At 67.0% G+C, this 16,076-nt stretch carries 16 protein-coding genes; 5 read left to right on the top strand and 11 right to left on the bottom strand.

Features of this window, described 5'->3' with window-relative positions:
* Positions 1-2: 2 nt before the first annotated feature.
* From guaB to LGM71_RS18780, 3 genes are all read right to left on the bottom strand, one after another.
* Complete coding sequence (gene guaB / locus LGM71_RS18790) at positions 3-1,463, bottom strand: IMP dehydrogenase (protein WP_011885118.1); 1,461 nt, start codon at positions 1,461-1,463, stop codon at positions 3-5.
* A 276-nt stretch (positions 1,464-1,739) separates the two neighbouring features.
* Positions 1,740-2,567, bottom strand: coding sequence for a DUF2182 domain-containing protein (locus LGM71_RS18785; protein WP_226115798.1), 828 nt, complete (start codon positions 2,565-2,567; stop codon positions 1,740-1,742).
* A gap of 30 nt (positions 2,568-2,597) precedes the next feature.
* Complete coding sequence (locus LGM71_RS18780; protein WP_124622471.1) at positions 2,598-3,362, bottom strand: DUF899 domain-containing protein; 765 nt, start codon at positions 3,360-3,362, stop codon at positions 2,598-2,600.
* Positions 3,363-3,475: 113 nt separating this feature from the next.
* Here LGM71_RS18780 and LGM71_RS18775 point away from each other — a divergent pair, with 113 nt between their 5' ends.
* The 3 genes from LGM71_RS18775 to LGM71_RS18765 all read left to right on the top strand — a co-directional run bounded on the left by LGM71_RS18775 (position 3,476) and on the right by LGM71_RS18765 (position 6,575).
* Positions 3,476-4,696, top strand: coding sequence for a helix-turn-helix domain-containing protein (locus LGM71_RS18775; RefSeq protein ID WP_226115796.1), 1,221 nt, complete (start codon positions 3,476-3,478; stop codon positions 4,694-4,696).
* A gap of 30 nt (positions 4,697-4,726) precedes the next feature.
* Positions 4,727-5,410, top strand: a complete 684-nt coding sequence (locus LGM71_RS18770) for a glutaminyl-peptide cyclotransferase (protein WP_124902314.1) — start codon at positions 4,727-4,729, stop codon at positions 5,408-5,410.
* A gap of 181 nt (positions 5,411-5,591) precedes the next feature.
* Positions 5,592-6,575, top strand: a complete 984-nt coding sequence (locus LGM71_RS18765; protein WP_124622466.1) for a DMT family transporter — start codon at positions 5,592-5,594, stop codon at positions 6,573-6,575.
* A 64-nt stretch (positions 6,576-6,639) separates the two neighbouring features.
* Here the strand turns inward: LGM71_RS18765 and LGM71_RS18760 are convergent, their stop codons facing one another.
* Both LGM71_RS18760 and LGM71_RS18755 read right to left on the bottom strand, forming a co-directional pair.
* The gene (locus LGM71_RS18760; protein ID WP_226115794.1) at positions 6,640-6,963 is read right to left on the bottom strand and encodes an RnfH family protein; all 324 of its coding nucleotides are present in this window, start codon (positions 6,961-6,963) and stop codon (positions 6,640-6,642) included.
* Positions 6,964-6,967: 4 nt separating this feature from the next.
* Entirely contained in the window at positions 6,968-7,405 is a 438-nt protein-coding gene (locus LGM71_RS18755) for a type II toxin-antitoxin system RatA family toxin (RefSeq protein WP_059529356.1), read from the bottom strand.
* A gap of 97 nt (positions 7,406-7,502) precedes the next feature.
* On the opposite strand from LGM71_RS18755, the gene smpB reads away from it, so the two are divergent.
* The gene (smpB, locus tag LGM71_RS18750) at positions 7,503-7,949 is read left to right on the top strand and encodes an SsrA-binding protein SmpB (protein WP_059464267.1); all 447 of its coding nucleotides are present in this window, start codon (positions 7,503-7,505) and stop codon (positions 7,947-7,949) included.
* A gap of 236 nt (positions 7,950-8,185) precedes the next feature.
* Here smpB and LGM71_RS18745 read toward each other — a convergent pair whose 3' ends face one another.
* The 3 genes from LGM71_RS18745 to ppsA all read right to left on the bottom strand — a co-directional run bounded on the left by LGM71_RS18745 (position 8,186) and on the right by ppsA (position 12,195).
* On the bottom strand, positions 8,186-9,121 hold the full coding sequence (locus LGM71_RS18745; RefSeq protein WP_059679990.1) for an SPFH domain-containing protein: 936 nt from the start codon (positions 9,119-9,121) through the stop codon (positions 8,186-8,188).
* A 33-nt stretch (positions 9,122-9,154) separates the two neighbouring features.
* A complete protein-coding gene (locus LGM71_RS18740) occupies positions 9,155-9,589 on the bottom strand; it encodes an NfeD family protein (RefSeq protein ID WP_226115792.1) in 435 nt (144 codons plus the stop codon).
* A 206-nt stretch (positions 9,590-9,795) separates the two neighbouring features.
* Positions 9,796-12,195 (bottom strand): phosphoenolpyruvate synthase, encoded by a 2,400-nt coding sequence (gene ppsA / locus LGM71_RS18735; RefSeq protein ID WP_124902311.1) that lies wholly within the window; start codon positions 12,193-12,195, stop codon positions 9,796-9,798.
* A gap of 376 nt (positions 12,196-12,571) precedes the next feature.
* Here ppsA and LGM71_RS18730 point away from each other — a divergent pair, with 376 nt between their 5' ends.
* Entirely contained in the window at positions 12,572-13,387 is an 816-nt protein-coding gene (locus tag LGM71_RS18730) for a pyruvate, water dikinase regulatory protein (protein ID WP_059450011.1), read from the top strand.
* A gap of 97 nt (positions 13,388-13,484) precedes the next feature.
* On the opposite strand, the gene LGM71_RS18725 is transcribed toward LGM71_RS18730, so the two are convergent.
* Genes LGM71_RS18725 through lpxB form a run of 3 tightly spaced genes read right to left on the bottom strand, consistent with a single transcriptional unit; the run spans position 13,485 to position 16,074 of the window.
* On the bottom strand, positions 13,485-14,267 hold the full coding sequence (locus LGM71_RS18725; RefSeq protein ID WP_226115790.1) for a TrmH family RNA methyltransferase: 783 nt from the start codon (positions 14,265-14,267) through the stop codon (positions 13,485-13,487).
* Positions 14,264-14,908: a ribonuclease HII gene (rnhB, locus tag LGM71_RS18720; protein WP_059599932.1), complete on the bottom strand. Its 645-nt coding sequence runs from the start codon at positions 14,906-14,908 to the stop codon at positions 14,264-14,266. The genes LGM71_RS18725 and rnhB overlap by 4 nt, the downstream gene beginning before the upstream one ends.
* Complete coding sequence (gene lpxB, locus LGM71_RS18715; RefSeq protein ID WP_226115789.1) at positions 14,905-16,074, bottom strand: lipid-A-disaccharide synthase; 1,170 nt, start codon at positions 16,072-16,074, stop codon at positions 14,905-14,907. Before lpxB ends, rnhB begins: the two co-directional genes overlap by 4 nt.
* Positions 16,075-16,076: the final 2 nt, after the last annotated feature.

The following is a 16,076-nucleotide window of genomic DNA, read 5'->3' as shown; positions in this document are numbered from 1 at the left end:
GATCAGTCCACGTGGTAGTTCGGCGCTTCCTTCGTGATCTGCACGTCGTGCACGTGCGACTCGCGCATGCCCGCCGCGGTGATCTGGACGAATTCGGCCTTCTCGTGCAGCTCGTCGATCGTGCGGCAGCCGCAGTAGCCCATGCTCGCGCGCACGCCACCGACCAGCTGGAACAGGATCGCGTTGACCGAACCCTTGTACGCGACGCGGCCTTCGATGCCTTCCGGCACGAGCTTGTCGATGTTCGCCGAGTTGTCCTGGAAGTAGCGGTCTGCCGCGCCGTCCTTCATCGCGCCGACCGAACCCATGCCGCGGTACGACTTGTACTGGCGGCCCTGGTACAGGAACACGTCGCCCGGCGACTCTTCGGTGCCCGCGAACATGCTGCCCATCATCACCGCGTTCGCGCCGGCCGCGAGGGCCTTCGACACGTCGCCCGAGAAGCGCACGCCGCCGTCGGCGATGCACGGCACGCCGGTGCCCTTCAGCGCTTCCGCGACGTTCGCGATCGCGCTGATCTGCGGCACGCCGACGCCCGCAACGATCCGCGTCGTGCAGATCGAGCCCGGGCCGATGCCGACCTTGACCGCGTCCGCGCCGTATTCGACGAGCGCCTTCGCGGCGGCAGCCGTCGCGATGTTGCCGCCGATCACCTCGACGTGCGGGAAGTTCTGCTTGACCCAGCGCACGCGCTCGAGCACGCCCTTGCTGTGGCCATGCGCGGTATCGACGACGATCACGTCGACGCCGGCCTGCACCAGCAGCTCGACGCGCTCTTCGTTGTCCGGGCCGACGCCGACCGCCGCGCCAGCGCGCAGCTTGCCGTGTTCGTCCTTGCACGCATCCGGGTGTTCGGTCTGCTTCGTGATGTCCTTGACGGTCATCAGGCCGCGCAGTTCGAACGCGTCGTTGACGACCAGCACGCGCTCGAGGCGGTGGCTGTGCATCAGCGCCTTCGCTTCGGCGAGCGGCGTGCCTTCCTTGACCGTGACGAGACGCTCGCGCGGCGTCATGATCGACTTGACCGGTTCGTCGAGGCGCGATTCGAAACGCAGGTCGCGGTTCGTGACGATGCCGACGAGCTGCGGACCTTCCACGACCGGGAAGCCCGAGATGCCATGCTGGCGCGACAGCGCGATCACGTCGCGCACCTTCATCTGCGGCGGGACCGTGATCGGGTCGCGCACGACGCCCGATTCGAAACGCTTGACCTTCGCGACCTCGCGAGCCTGCTCGGCCGGCGTCAGGTTCTTGTGGACGATACCCACACCACCCTGCTGCGCCATCGCGATCGCGAGGCGACCTTCGGTGACCGTGTCCATCGCGGCGGACACGAGCGGCATGTTCAGGGAGATGTTGCGGGTCAGCTTGGTCTTCAGGCTGGTGTCGCGCGGGAGAACGTCGGAGAAGGCGGGAACGAGGAGCACATCATCGAAAGTGAGTGCTTTTTGGATCAGACGCATGGCAAATCCTATGGGCGCAAAAGCGAATTATACGCGAAGCGCTGCGAATTTTCACAACACGAACAACGGGTTAGGCGTTTTCAAGCGTTCGGGGGCCGAATCGTTCGGATCGCCGTTCGGTTCGTTTTCGATCGCCTTTCGTTTCACCCCCGCATCGCCCCATTCGCGCAGCCGGCCGGAATCGGGCCGATCGCACGTCGTGGCAACACGATGCCGAGCCTGCCGGCGGGGCCTCGGCCCGCCCCGCTCGGCACATCCAGACGGCCACGAACGCCACTAGACCAGCCCGGCCGCGGCGCACGCAATCATCGCCGCGCCGGCGCCGATCGCGACGCCGCCGACGATCCGCGCGACGCGTTCGCCATGCGGCGCCAGCCGCTCGGCGGCGATCACCACGGTCACGACGGCCATCACGCGCAGATCCATCATGCCGGCTGCCAGTGCAACGGCCATCAGGTTCCCGCAGCAGGCGCCGCACCGTAGCGCGGTTCGCACGCCGTACCACCAGGCAACCGCGGCCGCGGCTCCCGCCCGCCGCGCACATGCGTCGTCCGGTGCACGCCGGCAACAAGCGAGCCGGCGCGCCTTCCAGCCGGAGAACTGCAGCACGCCCGCGCCGAGCACGACCGCGCCGACCGCGAACGGCATCGCGGCGGCGAGCACGGGCAGCCGCGCGGCGACCGCCGCCAATGCGGTGCCGCCAGGAAACACCATCGCGCCGAGCGCCATCCACACGGAGAAATACCCGGCGCCCGCAACCACGACCAACCATGCCGCGCGCGCCTCGCCCAACGGGCCTAGGCTCTGCCGGTATCGCCAGAGCACCGGCGCCAGTACCGGCAGCATCATCGTCGTCGTCATCGCGCCCCACATGCCTGCGAACGCAGCGAACGCGCGCCCTGCCCGCCATCCGCACGGCCTGAGCCATGCGGCCGACAGCGTCCAGCCGCCCGCCATCGGCATGCCGCCCATCGCGTCCATCGATGCGTGCTGCGCGAGCGTCGCCCAGATCGCGGCGCCGAATACCACGACGAACGCGGCGCCGAATGGCCGCCAGCCGCCGCCCGCAGCGCCGGTCGCAGCCGGTTTCGTCACGGCGCTCATCGCCCGCTCCCGCCGCTCGCCGGCCCGCACTCAACCGCGCGCGTATTCGTCATGGCGGCGCCACCACACGCCCGTCTCGTTGCGCCCGAGCGGCGCACGATCGAGCCACTGGTACATCCCCCACAGTCCGTCGAGCCCGCGTGCGTATGTCGAATACGTGTGATAGACGACGCCATCCTCGCGTACGAACGCGCTCATCCCCGGCCGGTCGAGTGTGTACGTGGCGACGTCGGTGCCGCAGGTCGCCGCGAACTGGGCGACGGCCGGCGGCGGCGGGTCCATGTCCATCGCGTGACCGGCCCGCACATAGTTGTATTCGACGTCGCCGGTACGTTGCTGCGTTTCGGTAAACGACACGTTGAAGTCGAAATTGAACTCGCCGCCGTCCGATGACGCCCACGGAAAGTGCCAGCCCATCCGCTGCCGATACGCGAGCAGCTTCGCGAGTGGCGCGCGCGACACCGCCGCGAGCGTCACGTCGTGGTTCGCGAGGTGCACCGCAAAACCGTCGAAACCGTCGGCGAGCGCCGAGCACGACGGGCAGCCGGCCTTGTAGTCGGGGCCGAACATGAAGTGATAGACGAGCAGTTGCGAACGGCCGCCGAACAGGTCGTCGAGCGTCGCCGGGCCGTCCTCGGTGTCGAACCGGTAGGCCTTGTCGACGCGCACCCACGGCAGTGCCTGGCGCCGCTGCGCGAGTTCGTCGCCCTGCCGCGTCAACGCCTTTTCCGCATCGAGCAGCGCGCGGCGCGCAGTCAGCCATTCGGCGCGCGTTCCGGTGAGATGGTTGGTCATTGCGGGTTCCTCCTTTCGATGGATATCCGGGCACGGCGCATCTGCCGTGTGCGTGGTGCTAGATTAGGGCCGGGCATCGGACCGGAGGGAGTGACAACTGTGTCGGGATTCGGATGGATTCGCTGATCACGGCCGCAGCGCAGGCGCTCGCGGCGGGCGACCCGCTCGGCGCGCTGAACCGCGTCGCACTGCGCGACGACGCACCGGCGCTCGCGTTGCGCGGAATCGCGATGGCGCAGCTCGGCGATTTCGAGCGTGCGCGGGCGCTCGTGCGCGGCGCGGCACGCGCATTCGGCGCGAAGGAAGCCGTCGCGCGGGCACGCTGCGTCGTCGCGGAAGCCGAAATCGCGCTGGCGTCTCGCGACCTCGGCTGGCCGTCGCGCGCCCTCGAAGCCGCCTGCGCGACGCTCGACGCACACGGCGACCGCGCGAACGCCGCGCATGCGCGCTATCTCGGCGTGCGCCGGCTGCTACTGATCGGGCACGTCGACGATGCCGAACGGCAGCTCGCGAACCTCGATCCCGCACCACTGCCGGCCGCATCGCGCGCAGCCCACGAACTGATCGCGGCCGGCATCGCGATGCGCCGCATCCGCCCGCACTTCGCGCGCACGGCGCTAGCCCGTGCCCGAGCGGCCGCACAGGACGCCGGCATCGCTGCGCTGACGGCCGAAGTCGAGACGGCCGCACGCATGCTCGATACACCGGCCGCGCGACTCATTGCGCGCGGTGCGTCGCGGCTCGTGCTGCTCGACGAGGTCGAGGCGCTGCTGGAATCGAACGCGCTGGTCGTCGATGCATGCCGCCACGCGGTACGCGACGCACGCACGACCGTGTCGCTCGCGCGCCGCCCGGTGCTGTTCGTGCTCGCCCGCGCGCTGGGTGAAGCGTGGCCCGGCGACGTATCGAGAAACGCGCTCGTGGCCGCGGCGTTTCGCGCGAGACACGCGGACGAATCGCATCGCGCACGCCTGCGCGTCGAGATCGGCCGCTTGCGCGCGATGCTGCGCCCGCTTGCGAACGTCACCGCGACGCCACGCGGCTTCGCGCTCGAGCCGCTCGGCCCGCGCGAGACCGTTGTGCTGGCGCGTCCGGTCGACGATCACCACGCGGCCGTGCTCGCGCTGCTCGCGGACGGCGAGGCGTGGTCGAGCTCCGCGCTGGCGCTCGCGCTCGGCACGAGCCAGCGCACCGTGCAGCGCGCGCTCGACGCGCTCGCCGAAGCGGACAAGGTACAGGCGCTCGGCCGCGGTCGCGCGCGCCGCTGGATGACGCCGCCGCTGCCCGGATTCGCGACGACCTTGTTACTCCCCGCACCGCTGCCGGGCGACTAGGATGGGCACACCAACGACGAGGTGACAGACATGAAACGCTCCACCGCAGACATCTTCCGCGAATACGGCCCGTTTCCGGGCGTCGACGGCGTGCACGGCGTCACGTTCGACGGCCAGCGCGTGTGGTTCGCGTCCGGCGACAAGCTGAACGCGCTCGACCCGGAACGCGGCACGACCGTGCGCGCACTCGCCGTCGCCGCGCACGCAGGCACCGCGTTCGACGGGCGTTATCTGTTCCAGATCGTCGAGGACCGCATCGAGAAGATCGATCCCGATTCGGGCCGCGTGCTCGCGACGATCCCGGCGCCCGGCGGCGGCGCGGATTCGGGGCTCGCGTGGGCCGAAGGCACGCTGTGGGTCGGCCAGTATCGCGAACGCAAGATTCATCAGGTGGATCCGCAATCCGGCGCCGTGCTGCGCACGATCGAATCGAACCGCTTCGTCACGGGCGTGACGTGGGTCGACGGCGAGCTGTGGCACGGCACCTGGGAAGCGGACGAGAGCGCGCTGCGGCGGATCGACCCGCGCACCGGGCAGGTGCTCGAACAGGTCGACATGCCGCCCGGTGTCGGCGTGTCGGGGCTGGAATCCGACGGCCGCGACCTCTTCTACTGCGGCGGCGGCAACAGCGGCAAGCTGCGCGCCGTGCGCCGCCCTGCGCGGGCACGCGCAGAGGGCGACAGTGCGGCGGCATCCGAGCCGGTCGAGCGCTGATCGCCGATCATCGACGGGCCACCCGGCCCGCCGCGATCCCCGGTCAGCACCGGAACGGATCGCGATGGCTCTCCGAGCCGATCCTGAACCGCGCCCGCTCCCGAGTGCAGGAATGAACAAGACGCTATCGCGCCGCCATCATTAAGATGCTCGCTCGTCAGTCATTCGTTTGGAGCAGTCGATGCAGCGCGGTGTGGTGTATGGCGTCCTCGCGGGCGCGTTGTGGGGGATGGTCTTTCTCGTACCGCGGCTGATGACCGACTTCTCGCCGCTGCTGCTCAGCGCGGGCCGCTACGCGATGTACGGCCTCGTGTCGCTGGCCGCGGCACTGCCGGCCGCCCGTTCGCTGCTCGTGCGGCTGACCCGCGAGGATCTCGTCGCGCTCGCGAAGCTCGCGCTGATCGGCAACGTCGCGTACTACATGCTGCTGTCCGGCGCCGTGCACCTGATCGGCATCGCGCCCAGCTCGCTGATCGTCGGCGTGCTCCCCGTGACCGTCACGCTCGCCGGCCTCGGCGACCACGGCGCAATGCCGCTGCGGCGCCTCGTCGCCCCGCTCGCGCTGGTGATCGCCGGCATCGTCTGCATCAACGTCGACCTCTTCACATCGGAAGCCGCGCATGCGACGACGCTCGGCCAGAAGCTCGCCGGCATCGCATGCGCAACCGGCGCGCTCGCGAGCTGGACCTGGTACGCGGTCGCGAACACGCGCTACCTGCAGCGCCACCATCATTTCGGCGGCAACGAGTGGTCGGTGCTGTGGGGTGTCGTGACGGGACTGATCGGCGGCCTCTGCTGGCTCGCGATCCTCGCGCTGCCGGCCGGCACGGTCCAGGCGGCAGTCCCGGCATCGCGCTGGCAACTGTTCTGGCTGCTGAACCTCGTGCTCGCGATCGGCGCGTCGTGGCTCGGCAATGGATTGTGGAATGCGGCATCGAAGCGGTTGCCGCTCACGCTGTCCGGCCAGCTGATCGTGTTCGAAACCGTATTCGCGATGCTCTACGCATTCGTCTACGACCACCGGATGCCGCGCGTGCTCGAGATCGCGGCGCTCGCGCTGCTGCTGGCGGGCGTCTACGGGTCGGTGCGCCGGCACGGCGGCACGCACGGGAGCGGCGACACGCCCGGCCGTGCGCCAGCGAACGCGAACATCACGGCCCACTGAGCACGTGCGGGCCTGGTCTGACGAATCGGGACAGAGGGAGATGAGGCGATGCTGGCGCGACGCGTCAGCGCGCGTCCTTGTGCATCCACTTGCGGCCCTCGATGGAGCCCTCGCGGCGGGTCTTGTCGACGCGCCGCTGGCGTGCGAGCTTCGGATCGACGATCAACGGGCGGTAGATCTCGACACGGTCATGATCGGCGAGCGGCGCGTCGAGCGGCGCGAGTTTACCGAACACGCCGGTTTTTGCCTGCGCGAGGTTGATTTCCGGGTGCAGCCCGAGCACGCCGCTCGCGTCGATCGCCGCGCGCACGGTCGCGCCTTCGGGCAGCGACACCGCAATCAGCGTCTGGCGATCCGGCAGCGCGTAACAGACTTCGATCGACAGCATCGCGTCACCCCTTCCCGTAGCGCTGGTCGGCGCGCTTGACGAACGAATCGACGAACGTGTTCGCGATATGGCTGAACACCGGCCCGATGATCTTCTCGAGCAGGATGCTCGAGAACTCGTAGTGCAGCGCAAATTCGATCTTGCATGCGTCGGAGCGCAGCGGGATGAAGCGCCACGAACCCGTGAACTTCCGGAACGGGCCGTCCGCGAACTCCATGTCGATGCGTGTCGGGCGCTGCTGCGTGTTGCGCGTCGCGAAATGCTGCTTGATGCCCTTGAAGTTGATGTCGATGCGCGCTTCCATCCCGCTGTCGTCCTGACGGCGAATCTCGACGCCGCCGCACCAGGGCAGGAAATTGGGGTAATCGGCCACGTCGGTGACGAGGTCGAACATCTGTTCCGCCGAGTGACGGATCAATACGGTTTTCTGGACATCTGCCATAAATCGCGCGGCATCGCTCAAGTAAGAACGCAAGCCGGGCGATTACCGCCCCGCTTTGCTAAAATCGTGATTTTAAACGAGTTGGCCCGATCCTTTCATGAGCATCATCGACAACAGGAAAGCGCACTTCGATTATCACATCGAGGAACGCTACGAAGCGGGGCTCGTGCTTGAGGGCTGGGAAGTCAAGGCGCTGCGCGCCGGGCGCGGCCAGATCAAGGAAGGCTACGTCGTGGTCAAGAACGCCGAGATCTTCCTGATCGGCACCCACATCAGCCCGCTGCCCGAAGCCTCGACGCACATCAAGCCCGATCCGGTCCGCACGCGCAAGCTGCTGCTGCACCGTGACGAAATCAAGAAACTGATCGGCAAGGTCGAGCAGCGCGGCTATACGCTCGTGCCGCTGAATTTCCACTACAAGGGCGGTCGCGTGAAATGCGACATCGCGCTAGCGAAAGGCAAGAAGCTGCACGACAAGCGCGAAACCGAGAAGAAACGCGACTGGGAGCGCGAAAAGGCGCGCATCATGCGCGCCGGTGCCTGACGCGCGACGTCCCCCATCGCAAACGACACGGCCCGCTCGAAGCGGGCCGTGTGCTTTTGTGAGCCGTGATGCGTATGTGCGCCGATCGAGCAGCCGCTCACGGTCACCGATGCAACCCTGCGCCGCCCATCGTCATGCGAGCAGGATCGCGATTCCATAGCGCGACGATTCGCCGCACGTCGGCCGCACGTCGGCCGCACGCAGCGGCCGGACGGCTCACCGAGCCGCGCCTGCGCTCAGCCCCTTCCGCCCGCGGCCGGCGCCGCATTCTTGACGATCGTCAGCGCCGACGCGATCGCGGTGCCGAGATCCGAGAGGTTCGCCGGCACGATCAGCGTGTTGCCCTGTTTCGCGAGGTTCGAGAATGCGCCGACGTACTGCTCGGCAACCTTCAGGTTCACGGCGTCCATCCCGCCCTGCGACTGGATCGCGTTCGCGATCTTCTGGATGGCCTGCGCGTTCGCCTCGGCGACCGCGAGAATTGCGGCCGCCTCGCCCTGCGCCTGGTTGATCGCGGCCTGCCGCTCGCCTTCGGACTTTTGGATCGCCGCCTCGCGTGCGCCCGACGCGAGGTTGATCTGCTCCTGCTTGCGGCCTTCCGATGCGGCGATCAGCGCGCGCTTTTCCCGCTCGGCGGTGATCTGCGCCTGCATCGCGTGGAGGATCTCCTTCGGCGGCGTCAGGTCCTTGATCTCGTAACGCAGCACTTTCACGCCCCAGTTCGCGGCAGCCTGGTCGAGCGCCGACACGATGTTGTGGTTGATGAAGTCGCGTTCCTCGAAGGTCTTGTCGAGTTCGAGCTTGCCGACCACCGACCGTAGCGTCGTCTGCGCGAGTTGCGTGATCGCGAGCACGAAGTTGCTCGATCCGTAAGAGGCCTTCATCGGATCGGTCACCTGGAAGTACAGCACGCCGTCGACCTGCAGTTGCGTGTTGTCGCGCGTGATGCAAACCTGGCTCGGCACGTCGAGCGGAATCTCCTTCAGCACGTGCCGGTAGGCAATCCGGTCGACAAACGGCAGCACGATATTGAGACCGGGCGACAGCGTCGCGTGATAGCGCCCGAAGCGTTCGAGCACCCACGCATGCTGCTGCGGCACGATCTTCACCGTCTTCGACACGATCACGATGGCGATGACGAGCAGGACGACCCAGATGATCAGCGAATCCATGAAATATTCCCTCCTTGTTGTATCAGCGGACGATCAGCCCGCGGGTTTCGCTACGACCACGAGACAGTTGCCGCGCACGGCGTGCACCTGATACACGTGCACATCGTCGCGCTCGCCGTGCGCGAGTTCGACGTCCCAGTCGGCGCCGCGATATTGAACGCGCGCGCGGCCGTCATGCCACGCGTCGACCGTGACGGTCGAGCCGATATCGAGATTGACGTCGGGATTCGTCGACGTGTCGCGCTTCTGCTTGCGCCCGAGCCCCGAGCGGCGCAGCACGATCATCGCGATGATCGCGACCGCGCCGGCCACGCCGAACTGCACGTGCGGCGCGAAACCGGCCAGTTGCAGCAATCCGCCCGCGAGAAAGCCGAGCGCAATCATCAGCAGGTAGAACGTGCCCGTGAGCAACTCGGCCACGACCAGCACGCCCACCGCGCCCCACCAGAACAGATGCCCCGACATCATTGTGGTCTCCAGAAAAACGGCCCCGTACGTTCACTATATTCTTCGCCGCCGCAAGCGGACGCAACCGACACGCCCAGGTCGCCCCGTTACGTACCGACAAACAAAAACACCCCGGTGCTTACCGGGGTGTTTATAACACGAACCTTGCATTTTGCCTTCAACACAAGCGCGGCGGTACCGCGCTTGCGCCGAACAGGCATTGACCGTTACTTCCGGTTGGCGAGTGCCTGCCACGTATCGATGATCGTGTCCGGGTTCAGCGAGATCGACACGATGCCTTCGTCGGTCAGCCATTGCGCGAAGTCCGGGTGATCGGACGGGCCCTGGCCGCAGATACCGACGTACTTGCCCATCTTGCGGCAGGTATCGATCGCCCGCTTGAGCAGGAACTTGACGGCCGGGTCGCGTTCGTCGAAGTCGACGGCCAGCAGTTCCATGCCCGAGTCGCGGTCGAGGCCGAGCGTGAGCTGCGTGAGGTCGTTCGAACCGATCGAGAAACCGTCGAAGTGCTCGAGGAACTCTTCGGCGAGGATCGCGTTGGTCGGGACTTCACACATCATCACGAGGCGCAGGCCGTTCTCGCCGCGCTTCAGGCCGAACTTCTCGAGCAGGCCGACGACGCGCGCCGCCTGCTTCACGGTCCGCACGAACGGCACCATGATCTCGACGTTGGTCAGGCCCATCTCGTCGCGCACGCGCTTCAGTGCACGGCACTCCATCTCGAAGGCCTGCGCGAAGTCTTCGGCGATGTAGCGCGACGCGCCGCGGAAGCCCAGCATCGGGTTTTCCTCGTCCGGCTCGTAGCGCGAACCGCCGATCAGCTTCTTGTACTCGTTCGACTTGAAGTCGGACAGACGCACGATCACGGGCTTCGGGTAGAACGCCGCGGCGATCGTCGCAACGCCTTCCGTCAGCTTGTCGACGTAGAACTGGCGCGGCGACGCGTGACCGCGCGCGACGCTCTCGACGGCCTTCTTCAGATCCTGGTCGATGTTCGGATACTCGAGGATCGCCTTCGGGTGCACGCCGATGTTGTTGTTGATGATGAACTCGAGACGCGCGAGGCCCACGCCGGCGTTCGGCAACTGCGAGAAGTCGAACGCGAGCTGCGGGTTGCCGACGTTCATCATGATCTTGACCGGAATTTCCGGCAGTTCGCCGCGCTGCACTTCCGTGACTTCCGTCTCGAGCAGCCCGTCGTAGATCTTGCCTTCGTCGCCTTCCGCGCACGACACCGTGACGAGCGCGCCGTCCTTCAGCACGTCGGTCGCGTCGCCGCAGCCGACAACTGCCGGCACGCCGAGCTCACGCGCGATGATCGCCGCGTGGCAGGTCCGGCCGCCACGGTTCGTGACGATCGCCGCCGCACGCTTCATCACCGGCTCCCAGTTCGGGTCGGTCATGTCCGCCACCAGCACGTCGCCCGGCTGCACGCGTTCCATTTCCGACGGATCCTGGATCACGCGCACGGGGCCTGCGCCGATCTTCTGGCCGATCGCGCGGCCCGTCGCCAGCACCTGCGACTGGCCTTTCAGCTTGAAGCGCTGCTCGGCCTTGCCGGTCGCCTGGCTCTTCACCGTTTCCGGACGCGCCTGCAGGATGAAGATCTTGCCGTCGCGGCCGTCCTTGCCCCACTCGATGTCCATCGGACGCTGGTAGTGCTTTTCGATGATGACCGCGTACTTCGCCAGCTCGATCACGTCTTCGTCGGTGATCGAGTAGCGGTTGCGCTGCTCGTGCGGCACGTCGACCGTCTTCACGCGGCCCGGCTCGCCCGGCTGCGTGAATTCCATCTTGATCAGCTTCGAGCCGATCGAGCGGCGGATGATCGGGTACTTGTCCTGTGCGAGCGTCGTCTTGAATACGTAGAACTCGTCCGGGTTCACGGCACCCTGCACGACGGTTTCGCCCAGGCCGTAGCTCGACGTGATGAACACGGCGTCCTTGAAGCCCGATTCGGTGTCGATCGTGAACATCACGCCGGCCGCGCCGACGTCCGAGCGGACCATGCGCTGCACGCCGGCCGACAGCGCGACTTCGGCGTGCGTGAAGCCCTTGTGCACGCGGTACGAGATCGCGCGGTCGTTGTACAGCGACGCGAACACGTGCTTCATACGATCGAGCACGTCCTCGATGCCGACGACGTTCAGGTACGACTCCTGCTGACCGGCAAACGACGCGTCGGGCAAGTCTTCCGCGGTCGCGGACGAACGCACGGCGAACGACAGCTCGGCCGGCGAGCCGTTCTTCAGGATTTCGAACTGTGCGCGGATTTCCTGCTCAAGACGCGCCTGCAGCGGTGCATCGACGATCCACTTGCGGATTTCGGCACCGGCTTCGGCGAGCGCCTTCACGTCGTCGATGTCGAGCGACTCGAGACGCTTGGCGATGCGATCGGTCAGATCGTTGTGCTTGAGGAAATCGCGGAATGCGAGCGCGGTCGTGGCGAAACCGGTGGGTACGCGAACGCCTGCTTCGGAAAGCTGGCTGATCATCTCGCCGAGCGACGCATTCTTGCCGCCCACGATCTCCACATCGGTCATCCGCAACTGCTCGAACGGGATTACATACGCCTGGTCCTTTGCGACGTTTGCTGCGTTAGTCATACAAGCCCCTAAGTGTGAAAAAAATGCTCGATTGCGCAAGTGGGCTCGGACGCGGGCGCTTGCAAAATGGCGCGGCGCGTCTTGCGCAACCTGTTGGAGAAACAATCGCAGCAGCGGAAAATCTTCCGACCCGATTTGCAAAAATCCCGGCAGAAAGGCGATACATTCAGACAAATCGCCGAACTTGCCGGGAGTTTCAGATCGATCACGGCCAGCCCGAGGTGCCGCTCGCACCCTGCCCCCGCAATTGCTTATCCAACAGGTTGCCGCTATTCTACCGTGCCGGCTGCCGGATGTGGCGCGACCTTCTCACTGCGTCTGGAGGCGAACCTCCAGCTGCCCGCGCAACCGCCCTTCACGTTCGACGCCCAGATTCATGCTGCCTACCGTTTTCATCGTCTCCGACGGCACCGGGATCACTGCCGAAACCTTCGCGCACTCGATCCTCTCCCAGTTCGACCAGAAATTCCGCCTCGTGCGCTTGCCATTCGTCGACTCGCTCGACAAGGCCTTTGCGACCGTCGAGAAGATCAACGAAGCCGCGGTGCACGACGGCCGCCGTGCGATCGTGTTCACGACGCTCGTCGACAGCGAGTCGAACGACATCGTCAAGCGCTCGAACGCGCTCGTGCTGGACATGTTCCAGCGCTTCGTCGAGCCGCTCGAGCAGGAACTGGAGCTGAAGTCGAGCCACGCGATGGGCCGCGGCCACCAGAACGCCGATACCGAGGAATACAAGACGCGGATCGAGGCGATCAACTTCTCGCTCGCGCACGACGATGGCCAGTCGAACCGCAACCTGTCGGAGGCCGACGTGATCCTGGTCGGCGTGTCGCGCAGCGGCAAGACGCCGACGAGCCTGTATCTCGCGATGCAGTACGGCGTGAAGGCAGCCAACTATCCGCTGATTCCGGAAGACTTCGAGCGCGGCAAGCTGCCGTCGGCGCTGTCGCCGCATCGCGACAAGCTGTTCGGGCTGTCGATCGACCCGCAGCGCCTGTCGGAGATTCGCAACGAGCGCCGGCCGGGGAGCAAGTACGCGGCACCCGAGAACTGCCGCTACGAGATCAACGAGGCCGAAGCGATGATGCGCCGCGAAGGGATCAAGTGGCTGTCGTCGACGCACAAGTCGATCGAGGAGATCGCGACGACGATCCTGCAGGAAATCCGCCTCGACCGGCAGTCGTACTGAGCGCCTGCGCGCTTGCGGCCACCTGGTCGCCACCGGAAACAAAAAGGCCGCGTCGAACGCGGCCTTTTTTTGTGGTGCGAAATGCCCGCATGCGGCATCACGCAGGCCGCTGCTGCCGCACCTGCTCGAACAGGCACACCGCTGCTGCTGCGGCAACATTCAGCGACTCCATCCCGCCCGGCTGCGGAATCGTCACGCGATGCGTGGCCGCGTCGCGCCAGAATGCCGATACGCCGGCACCCTCGTTGCCGAACACCCATGCAACGGCGCCGGCCAGGTCGCAGTCGTAGACTGCCTGCGCGCCGTGCGAATCGGTCAGCGCGACCGGCACGTCGAGGCGTTCGGCGAGCACGGCAGCGTCAACGTCCTCATGGATCGACAGCAGGAAATGCGCGCCCATGCCGGAACGCAGCACCTTCGACGACCACGCATAGGCGGTGCCCGGCGCACAGAATACGTGCCGCACGCCGGCGGCCGCCGCGCTACGCAGGATCGAGCCGACGTTGCCGGCGTCCTGCACGCCATCGAGCACGACCGACGTGTGCGTGACGCGCTCCGGCAGCGGCTGCGCGGGCCGGTCGACGAGCAACAGGAAACCGACACCGCTGACCACGTTCGACAGTTGCCCGAACAAGGCGTCGGGCAGCGTGACGACCCGCTGCGCGTCGACGCGCGCGATGATCGCCTGCGCTTCGTCGTGCGCGAGCGCGCCTTCGGTCGCGACGCACAGCTCGGGTGTCGCGCCCGTATCGAGATACGCGCTGGCGAGGTGGAAACCCTCGAGCAGCGCCTGGCCGCTGCGGCGCTGATGGGGCGTCGAACCCGCGAGCGCCTTCAGGCGCTTGTACAGCGGGTTGTCGCGGGAAGTAATGCTTTTCATCGAATCAGATCGAGTGCCGCGCGCACGGGCGCGAACGAGCGCCGGTGCGCTTCGCACGGGCCGTGCTCGCGCAGCGCGGCAAGGTGTTTCGCGGTGCCGTAGCCCGCATGCACGTTGAAACCGTACACCGGGAAGCGTTCGTGCAGGTCGACGAGCATGCGGTCGCGCGTGACCTTCGCGAGGATCGACGCGGCCGAGATGCTCGGTACGAGCGCATCGCCGCTGACGATCGCCTCGGCACGCACCGTCAGCGTCGGGCAGCGGTTGCCGTCGATCTGCGCAAGCGTCGGCAGGACCGACAGCCCCTCGACGGCACGCTTCATCGCGAGCATCGTCGCGTGCAGGATGTTCAGCGTATCGATTTCGTCGACGCTTGCCGACGCGACGCAATACGCGCGCGAACGCGCGACGATCAGGTCGTACAGCGCATCGCGCTTCTTCGCGGACAGCGCCTTCGAATCGTCGAGCCCGTCGATCGGCTGGGCCGGATCGAGGATCACCGCAGCGGCCACCACCGGCCCCGCGAGCGGGCCGCGGCCCGCTTCGTCGACGCCACAAACGATCTCGTCGGGCCGGCTGAAGTCGAAGCCGCCCTGCACGTCGCTCGACGCGCGGCGGCGTGGTGCACGAGCTGCCGTCATGCGCGCCCCTTGCGTTGTTCGAGCACGCGCACGACCGCTTCGGCCGCCTTCGCGGCCGTGTTCTGTCGCAGCGAGAGATGCATTTCGGTAAACACTTCGGTCAGCGTGCGACGGTTCGCGTCGTCGCGCAGCTGCGTGAGCGTCGCATCGGCGAGCGCCTCGGGCGTCGCGAAATGCTGCAGCAGCTCGGGCACGACGAAGCGCCCCGCCAGGATGTTCGGCAAGCCGACGTACGGCAGATAGCCCTGCCGGCGCATGATCTGCCCGGTCAGCCAGGGCACCTTGTACGAGATCACCATCGGCTTCTTGAGCAGCGCGGCTTCCAGCGTGACGGTGCCACTCTTCACGAGGATCGCGTCGGCCGCGGTCATCGCGACCTGCGAGCGGCCGTCGGTGATCGTCAGCGCCAGCTGCGGATGCGCGTCGACGAGCGGCTGCAGCAGTTCGCGCAGCGCGGGCGTCGCAGCCGGCATCACGAACCGCACACCGGGCTCGCGCTGTTGCATCAGCGCCATCGCCGCGAAGAACGTCGGGCCGATCAGCGCGATCTCCGAGCGCCGGCTGCCCGGCAGCACCGCGATCACGGGGCCGTCCACGTGCAGGCCCAGCGCGATGCGCGCGCCGTGCGTGTCGGGCTCGAGCGGAATCTCGTCGGCCAGCGGGTGGCCGACATACGTCGATGCGACGCCCGCCTTGTCGAGGATCGCCGGCTCGAACGGGAACAGGCACAGCATGTGGTCAACGGACTTCGCGATCTTCTTGATCCGCCCGCCGCGCCATGCCCAGATCGACGGGCACACGAAGTGGATCGACGGGATGCCCGCGTCGCGCGCGGCCTGCTCCACGTTGAAGTTGAAATCGGGTGCGTCGACGCCGATGAATGCGTCGGGCCGCTCCGCGAGCAGCTGGCGCTTCAGTTCGCCGCGAATCCGCAGGATTTCGGGAATCTGGCCCAGCGCCTCGACGTAGCCGCGCACCGTCAGCTTGTCCATCTGCCAATGCGAGTCGAAGCCGTGCGCGAGCATCCGCTGCCCGCCGATCCCGTAGTAGTGGGTCGACGCGGGCAGCCGCTCTTGAAGCCCGCCGAGCAGCGACGCCGCGAGCAAATCGCCCGACGGCTCGCCGGCCACCATCGCGAGCCGGAGCTGATTGGTCGGGAGCGACATCG

It is taken from the genome of Burkholderia sp. AU33545 (assembly GCF_020419685.1).
Lineage (GTDB): Bacteria > Pseudomonadota > Gammaproteobacteria > Burkholderiales > Burkholderiaceae > Burkholderia > Burkholderia diffusa.
Note: the sequence above shows the minus strand (reverse complement) of the source record. Positions and strands in the feature narration are given on the sequence as shown.